Genomic DNA, 7,967 nt, shown 5'->3' on the forward strand with positions numbered 1-7,967 from the left:
ACGCTCGCCCTTCGACTATATCGCCGCCATCCGAAGGGCGGCCGGTCCCGGCTCGGCGAACGATCCCGGCCAGTCGCTCGGCTGGCTCAACGCGCTGGGCGAGCCGCTCTGGCAGCCGCCGGGACCCAACGGCTTTTCCGACGGGGCCGACGGCTGGACGTCGGCCGAGGGTATGAAAATCCGCCTCGACATCGCCTGGCAAGCGGCACGCCAGGTCAAGGATATCGGCAATCCCAACGACATGCTCGAGGCGCTGATCGGCCCTGCCGCCTCGCCGGAGACGCGGCAGGCGATCGCCCATGCCGAATCCAAGCAGCAAGGGCTGGCGCTGTTGCTGATGGCCCCAGAATTCCAGCGCAGGTAGTTCCAGCGCAGACAACTTCCGTGGAGACGATGTCATGAGCCTGCTGTGCGAAGTTCCCGATCCCTCCCGCCGCGCCGTGTTGATGACCGGTGGCGCGCTGTTTGCCTGGGCCTACATGCCCCGCCTTGCCCGCGCCGCCGACAATCGCGATCCACGTCTGATCGTCATCGTGCTGCGCGGCGCGCTTGACGGCCTGTCGGCGGTCGGTCCGGTCGGCGATCCCGACTATGCCGGCTTGCATGGCGACATCGCCTTGTCCCTGACCGGCCCGCATGCGGCGCTGCCGCTGGACGGCTTCTTCGCGCTCAATCCGTCGATGCCGGTGTTTGCACGGCTGTTCAAGAACAGCCAGGCGGCGGTCGTGCATGCGGCCGCAACCGGCTATCGCGACCGCTCGCATTTCGACGGCCAGGACGTGCTGGAAAGCGGCTTTGCCGGCCCCGGCCATGTCGCCACCGGCTGGCTCAACCGGGCGCTTGAAAACCTGCCATCGGGCGACCGCGTGGCAACGCTTGGTGGGTTGGCCGTCGGGCCGTCAACGCCGCTGGTGATCCGTGGCGCCGCACCCGTACTTGGCTGGGCGCCGCAATCGCTGCCGGCACCCAGCGATGGTTTCGCGGCGCGCGTTCTCGACCTCTACCAGCATCGCGACACGGTTCTCGCGGTGGCCCTGCAAAAGGGGCTCGACGCCGACCGCATGGCGCTCGACGACCAGATGGGCGCCAAGGCGATGAAGCCGAAGGGCGGTCCCGACAGTGCCGCCGGCATGCGGCAGGCGGCACAGGGTGCGGCCAAGCTGATGGCGGCCGACGACGGGCCGCGTGTTGCGGCTCTCGCCTTCGATGGCTGGGACACGCATGTCAATGAAGGCGGTGCGACCGGTCGGCTCGCCACCTTGCTCGGCGGTCTCGACGGCGCCTTCGAAGAATTCGAGAAAGGTCTCGGCGAGCGCTGGAAGGACACGGCGATCGTCGTCATCACCGAGTTCGGACGCACGGCCCAGATCAACGGCACCGTCGGCACCGATCACGGCACCGGCACTGTGGTGCTGTTGGCCGGCGGCGCCATCAAGGGCGGGCGCGTCATCGCTGATTGGCCTGGATTGAAGCCAGCTCAGCTTTACGAACAACGCGACCTAGCGCCGACCAGCGATGTCAGGGCGGTGCTGAAAGGGCTGCTTGCCGATCAGTTCGGGCTTTCGGCCGGAACCCTCGGCGACAAGGTGTTTCCGGAGTCCGCCGCAGTGAAGCCAATGCAGGGGCTTGTCGCGTGACGGCTGAATAGCCAATGGGCGTCACGACGTCCGTCAGCGGACTGCATTGTCGTTGAGCGTCGCCACCGTCTTCAGCGCGCCGTCGAGCATGTCGCCCTTCTCGTCCTTCAGCGCCATCTCGCGCAGGCGCCGGATCCAGTCGGCGGCGTCCGCTCGGCCCTTGAGCAGATCGAGCGCGGACAGCACCCGGTCAAATTTCGATTGCGCCCGGACATGGGTGTCGCTGTAGCCCTTGATCAGCCGGCGGCAGTTGAGGATCTCGACAGCCAGCGCATAATCCTGAGGCACATGGTCGAGCGCCAGAGCGTACCAGCGGTCGAGATGCGCGATCTCGACCTTGTGACGCAGCAGGCTGCGGCGCCACCGGCGCAGGCCGCCGATGAACCAGAGGGCTGCAAAGCCGGCGAAACTGTCGGTGCGGATGCGGCGGCCATGGTTGATGCGGCGGTCGAGAAAGGAGGCGAGCTTCGGCCGGTTTTCGATGTAGCTGCCAAGACCCGCCGGCAGCGTGCCGCAGAACTCCTCGATGCGCGGGTGGAAATACTCGGTCACCTGCAGGATCGAGCCGTCCTTGACGCCGACCTCACGGCGCACGCGTTTGTCGCGCGTCGAGCGGGTCTTGAGATCGGCGACGCGGATCATGTCGTCGTAGCACAGCGCGTTGGCTAGGTGCTTTGCGGCGGCGATGGACAGGCCATAGCCGCGGTCCGGCCCGTCCAGCGCGATGGCCTTGTCCAGCCGGTCGAGATATTCGCGCCCGTAGGCGATGTCCTGATAGTCGACGACCTTTCTCAGGCCCCTGAGCGCCATGTCGCGCACGGCCACCGGCAACAGATCGATGCGGGCGGCCAAAGCCTGCCAGCCTTGCAGCAGGTTTTGCGGACCACTCACCTGTCCGGCGCCCAGGGCAGATTCGACAATCGCGGGCTCAGCCGGCTTCAACGCCGGCGCTGCCGTACCGCGCGCGCGGTCAAACGCGGCACCGAAGGCGGCGAGGCTGGCCTTGACGCCCCGGCCGCCGGCACCGATTGCCTGTTCGTAGCTCTCGCGGGTGAAGGGCAGCGCGTCGGACCCCGCCAGCGCGCCGAGCAGGCTGGCCGAGATCATCGAACCATTGTCGGCGGCGATCTTTTCCATGTCGAAAGCGATGAAGCGCTTCGATGCGGCCTCCGCCGTTGCGTGAACCCTGGCAGACGAGGCTCGGCCGTCGCCGGGTTCGATTTTTTCCGACACGGCGGCGATGCGGTGCGACGAGGCGATCAGCGTCGTGCGCTCGGGCGTGACAAAGCCGCGGATGATGGCGCGGCCGGCTTCCATCAGTTCAGCGGCGATCAGGATATCCACATCGCCCTGCGACGGCGACAATGCAAAGACCGGCAGCCGGCCGGTGTCGCGGGCCATCTCGACATAGTAGATGGTGGCGCCGGTGCGCTGGGCGACGCCGGCGACCGAGGTCGATTGCGCGACATAACCGTTGCGCTCGGCGACATCGGTGATCCAGTCGGCGAGCACGCCGCCGCCCTGGCCGCCGACCGCGAGCACGGCAAGCTTGATGACACGCTCGTCATCCTGAGCGCCGACGTGGGCGCGAAGTGGGGGGACAGCGTCAAGCATCGGCGAAGGTCAGGCGCCGGCTTTCGCGGCGACGCTGCAAAAGGCCGATGGTGGCGCGGCGCGCGGCTTCCAGGAAACGGTCCCAATGGCTCGGATTATGGACGACATCGGCGCGGTAGAAGGATGGGCACAGCACCGCCGCATCGGCGACCTCGCCGCAATTGCCGCAGCCGACGCAGCTCTGGTCGATATGCGCCACCGGATCGTCGCGCAGGGGATCGTCGAGCGACTTGACCGACAGCGACGGGCAGCCGGACAGCCGCATGCAGGCATGGTCGCCGGTGCAGATATCCTCGTCGACGCCGAATTTCGGTTTCACCACACGCTCGCCGCCCTTGATCGCCTTGTCGACCAGCGGCTTTTCGCGGCGCTGCCGGTTGAGCATGCATTCGGACGAGGCGACGATGACCTTCGGCCCCTTCTCCTCCGTCGTCAGCGCCTCGCGCAGCGTGTCCTGCATCTTGGTGACGTCATAGGTGCGGTCGACATGGCGCAGCCATTTGACACCCATGCCTTTGACCGCCTCGGTGATCGGATGCTTCGTCGACTTGGTCTTGTTACCGGCGCGCGACGACAGGATGTCCTGGCCGCCGGTGGCCGCCGAGTAAAAATTATCGACGATGACGATGACTCCGTCGTTCTTGTTGAACACCGCGTTGCCGATCGAGGAGGTCAGGCCGTTGTGCCAGAAGCCGCCATCGCCAACGAAGGAGATCGAGCGGCGCTTGGCATCGGGTGAATTGAACGCCGAGGCAGAGGCCGGCCCCAGCCCGTAGCCCATGGTGGTGGCGCCGAGTTCGAAGGGCGGCATGATCGAGAACAGATGGCAGCCGATGTCGGAGGCGATGTGGTGCTTGCCGAGTTCCTGCTCGACCAGTTTTGTCGCGGCAAAGATCGGCCGTTCCGGGCAGCCGATGCAGAAACCCGGCGGACGGCCCGGCACGACATTGATCAAATCGGCGGTGTCGACGCCGTCGCCGACCTTGTTGGGGGCACGCACTTCGCCCGGCAGCAGATGCGGCGCCTCGGCACGCAGGAAGGCGCCGATGCCGTCGAGCATGACCTGGCCGGTGTATTCGCCAGCCATCGGCAGGTGCTCCTTGCCGACCAGCCTGGTGCCGCGACCGGCCTTGTGCAGCATCGAGGCAAAGGCCTGTTCGATGTAGTTGGGCTGGCCTTCCTCGACGACCAGCACCGACTGCTTGCCCTCGCAGAAGGACAGGAACTCGTCATCGATCAGCGGATAGACGGCGTTGAGCACATAGAGCGGCACGTCGGTGTCGCCATAAGTGTCGGCAAGGCCGAGCCGCTGCAGCGCGCGGATGACCGAATTGTACATGCCGCCCTGCATGACGATGCCGACCGAACCATGATCCGAGCCGAAGAACTCGTTGATCTTGTTCTTGCGGATGAAGTCGACCGCCGCCGGCCAGCGTTTCTGCACCTTCTCCTTCTCATGCAGGAAGGAAGCGGGCGGCAGCACGATGCGCCCGGTGTCTCGGCGCGGGGCGTCAAGCGCATCGGCGACCGTCATAGGTGGCCGCTTGTTGTCCTTGGCGATGAAATGGCCGTGGACGTGGCAGCAGCGGATGCGGACCTGCAGCATGACCGGCGTGTTGGAAATCTCGGACAGCTCGAAACCGTCCTCCACCGCTTTGACGATCGAGGGCAGATTGGGGCGCGGGTCGAGCAGCCAGACCTGGCTCTTCATGGCGAAGGCATGGCTGCGCTCCTGCATGATCGAGGAGCCCTCGCCGTAGTCCTCGCCGACAATGATCAGCGCGCCGCCGGTGACACCGCCGGAGGCGAGATTGGCCAACGCATCGGAGGCGACATTGGTGCCGACCGTCGACTTGAAGGTGGCAGCGCCACGGATCGGATAATGCACTGAGGCGGCCAGCATGGCGGTGGCGGTGGCTTCCGAAGCGCTGGCCTCGAAATGCACGCCGAGCTCGCCCAGAATGTCCTGCGCGTCGGCCAGCACGTCCATCAGATGGCTGATCGGCGCGCCCTGATAGCCGCCGACATAGCCGACGCCGCATTGCAGCAGCGCCTTGGTGATGGCGAGGATGCCTTCGCCGGCAAATTCCTCGCCGGCGCCGAGCCTGAGCTTCTCGACTTCCTTGGCAAAAGACCGTTCGGCCATTTCTTCAATCCTTCCGTTACCGCCTGAGGCTGGCGGCGCGTAGGTCTATTTGTTTGCGCATGACCTCTTCCGAAAACCGGCTTCCACTTTTCGGGGTCATGCTAGATGTCGTGCTTGCGAATGTTCTTCAGCATCTTCAAAAGCGTGGCGATGAGCGCGGAATATTCGGCGTCGTCGATATCGTCGAACATCGCCTCGAAGGCGTCATGCATGGCCGGCCAGGCGCGGGTGAACTCGGCGCGGCCCTCATCGGTCAGGAACACGTGGCGGATGCGGCTGTCGGTGACACCTTGCTCGCGCCGTACCAGACCCTGGCCCTCCAGTGAGTCGAGCGTCCGGCTCAAGGTCGACTGCTCGATGACAGTGTAGACCGAGAGGTCGTTGACGGTGATGCCGTCGGTGACCGACAGCACGGCCAGCGTGCGCACCTGCGGAATGGTCAGCCCCTGTTTGCGGAAATCGTCGCGCAAGGTGGCGTTGTAGCGGCCCATGATGCGGTTCATCAGATAGGGCGCGAATTGCTGCAGCCCGATCTGCCCCAGGGTCGAAATGCGCTGGCGCTTTTCCGCAACCTTCTGTTCCATCACAGCCTCCCCGCCAGGAGGAAGCCGGAGCCACCGCCGAGCCCGGCACCCGGATGGGTCGAGGCGCCGATATGGTAGAGGTTCTTGATGCCGGTCTGGTGGTTGCGGCTGGTCTTGAACGGCCGCCACAGGAACGATTGGTCGATGGTCGAGGAGCCACCATAGGGATCGCCACCGACAAGATTGATGTTCATCGCTTCGAGATCGGCCGGCGAATAGGCGCGACGCGCGATGACGCTGTCCTTGAAGCCGTCGATATGGCTGGCAAGGATGGCTTCGGCGCGATCGGCATAAGCTTCCCGCAACGCGTCGGTCCATTGCCCGTCAGCCGGCGCCTGCAGCTTGCCTGCGGCATCGCCCTTGATATGGCGGGGAGCCTCAGGCAGTTGCAGCCACAGGATCGCCTTGCCCTCCGGACAGCGCGACGGATCGAGCGCGTGCGGCTGGCCGACACAGATGGTCGGCACTTCCGGCAGCATGCCGCGCGCCGCCTCGTTGCAGGCCTTTGACACGCCATCCAGTCCCGGTGTCAGGTGCAGCAACGCCACCTTGTCCAGGCCTTCGCCGCGCCATGCGGGCGGTTTGTCCAAGGCGTAGTGGATCTGGAAATTGCCTTTGCCGTAGCGGTATTTTTGCGTCGCCTCGACATCGGCTTTGGGTGCATCCGCGCCAAGCAGCCTGCCATAGAGCTGCGTTGGCGTGACCGAGCATATGACGCTCTTCTTCGCATGGACCGTTTCGCCCGAGGCCAGCCGCACGCCGGTTGCGCGACCTCCAGCCAGGATGATGGAAGCAACGTCCGCTTCGGTAGAGATGACGCCGCCACGCTCGGTGATCAATGCCTCGAAGGCGGCCAGCAGGTTCTGCGCGCCGCCCTTGACGATCGGTGCCCCGGCCGCCTCCAGCGCGAAGGCGATCACCTTGGCGATCTGGCCGGAGAATGCATCTTCCGGTCCGAGCCCGGCATGCAGCACCCAGGGCGCCCACAGCGCACGGATGGTTTCGGACTGGTAGGTGCTTTCCAGCCAGTTGCGCGCCGGCACGAGTGCTTCGCCGAGAAAGGCGGCAAGGCCACGCGAGCCACGCCGCCAGGCATCGCCGGCCAAAAGCTTCGCGGTCGGATAGGACCACAGGCTGCCGCCGAGCAGGCCGAACAGCAGGCCGGCATTGCGTTCGATGCCGCCGACATCGTCCGCGTGCCGGTCGCCATCGCTGGCGGCGATTGCGTTGAGGGCGGCGATGTTGGCGGCGCGGTCGGTGCTGAGCACGGCATGGCTGCCGTCCGGCCGCAGCACGCCGGTCGGCGTGCCCGTGTGGCAGAACTCCAGCCCGTGCCGCGAAAGGTCGGCGCCCAGTGCTGCAAAGGCCGGCGAGGTGATGAACAGCACGAAGGTCGTCGCCATCACGTCATGGATGAAGCCGGGCGCGGTGATCTCCTCGGTGCGCATGCAACCGCCAATGCGGTCGTTGCGCTCGAGGACGAGCACCTTGGCGCCTTTGCCGCCGAGCATCGCCGCGCAGACCAGCGCGTTGATGCCGCTGCCGACGATGATGTGATCCGGCTGGCTCACGGCAAACGCTTTCGCTTAGCCCTTCGAAACAAGCGCCAGCGCGCGGATCGGGCTGCCGGTGCCGTGCTCGATCTTGAGCGGTGCGGCGATCAGGATCGCACCTTTCGGCGGCAGCTGGTCGAGGTTGCAGAGGCTGGCGAGGCCGTAGCGGTTGGCCTTGTGCATCAGCGTATGCGCCGGGAACGGCGGCTCCATGCCGCCGGCCTTGCCGGCATCCGTGCCGATCGTCTCCGAGCCCCAGCCCTTGATGTCCTTGCTGATCAGGAACTGGATGGCTTCGGCCGTCGGGCCGGGCGTGTGCGGGCCGGTCTCGTTGGCGTTGAGGAACTCGGCTTCGGAGCCGTTGCGCTTGTACCAGTCGGTGCGCATCACCACCCATTCGCCGGCATTGATGGCGCCATGCTTGGCTTCCCAT

Annotated in this window: 7 protein-coding genes; 2 read left to right on the forward strand and 5 right to left on the reverse strand. The window is 65.9% G+C overall.

The genetic code is table 11. The features are described 5' to 3' along the window. Both EN993_RS26870 and EN993_RS26875 read left to right on the forward strand, forming a co-directional pair. Nucleotides 1-364 (forward strand): DUF1800 family protein (locus EN993_RS26870; protein WP_127265273.1); only part of this gene is annotated, 364 nt, incomplete at its 5' end. Nucleotides 365-398: 34 nt separating this feature from the next. Then, nucleotides 399-1,637 carry a DUF1501 domain-containing protein gene (locus EN993_RS26875; RefSeq protein ID WP_127265274.1) on the forward strand — a complete coding sequence of 413 codons (1,239 nt, stop codon included), beginning with the start codon at nucleotides 399-401 and terminating at the stop codon, nucleotides 1,635-1,637. 33 nt (nucleotides 1,638-1,670) lie between these two features. Here the strand turns inward: EN993_RS26875 and EN993_RS26880 are convergent, their stop codons facing one another. The 5 genes from EN993_RS26880 to EN993_RS26900 all read right to left on the reverse strand — a co-directional run. After that, nucleotides 1,671-3,251 (reverse strand): indolepyruvate oxidoreductase subunit beta family protein, encoded by a 1,581-nt coding sequence (locus EN993_RS26880; RefSeq protein WP_127265275.1) that lies wholly within the window; start codon nucleotides 3,249-3,251, stop codon nucleotides 1,671-1,673. Beyond that, entirely contained in the window at nucleotides 3,244-5,397 is a 2,154-nt protein-coding gene (locus EN993_RS26885) for an indolepyruvate ferredoxin oxidoreductase subunit alpha (protein ID WP_127265276.1), read from the reverse strand. The genes EN993_RS26880 and EN993_RS26885 overlap by 8 nt, the downstream gene beginning before the upstream one ends. A 101-nt stretch (nucleotides 5,398-5,498) precedes the next feature. Next, nucleotides 5,499-5,981, reverse strand: coding sequence for a MarR family transcriptional regulator (locus EN993_RS26890; protein WP_127265277.1), 483 nt, complete (start codon nucleotides 5,979-5,981; stop codon nucleotides 5,499-5,501). Beyond that, nucleotides 5,981-7,552: an NAD(P)/FAD-dependent oxidoreductase gene (locus EN993_RS26895; RefSeq protein WP_127265278.1), complete on the reverse strand. Its 1,572-nt coding sequence runs from the start codon at nucleotides 7,550-7,552 to the stop codon at nucleotides 5,981-5,983. Before EN993_RS26895 ends, EN993_RS26890 begins: the two co-directional genes overlap by 1 nt. A gap of 15 nt (nucleotides 7,553-7,567) precedes the next feature. Continuing rightward, nucleotides 7,568-7,967, reverse strand: a 400-nt coding sequence (locus EN993_RS26900; RefSeq protein WP_164757828.1) for a cyclase family protein, incomplete at its 5' end; no start/stop codon positions are given.

It is taken from the genome of Mesorhizobium sp. M7D.F.Ca.US.004.01.2.1 (assembly GCF_003997785.1).
Taxonomy (GTDB): Bacteria; Pseudomonadota; Alphaproteobacteria; order Rhizobiales; family Rhizobiaceae; genus Mesorhizobium; species Mesorhizobium loti.

Excerpts from the sequence above, each read along its gene's own strand:
- EN993_RS26880 (WP_127265275.1), bottom strand. The coding sequence starts at position 3,251 with ATGCTTGACGCTGTCCCCCCACTTCGCGCCCACGTCGGCGCTCAGGAT.
- EN993_RS26885 (WP_127265276.1), bottom strand. The coding sequence starts at position 5,397 with ATGGCCGAACGGTCTTTTGCCAAGGAAGTCGAGAAGCTCAGGCTCGGC.
- EN993_RS26890 (WP_127265277.1), bottom strand. The coding sequence starts at position 5,981 with ATGGAACAGAAGGTTGCGGAAAAGCGCCAGCGCATTTCGACCCTGGGG.
- EN993_RS26875 (WP_127265274.1), top strand. The coding sequence starts at position 399 with ATGAGCCTGCTGTGCGAAGTTCCCGATCCCTCCCGCCGCGCCGTGTTG.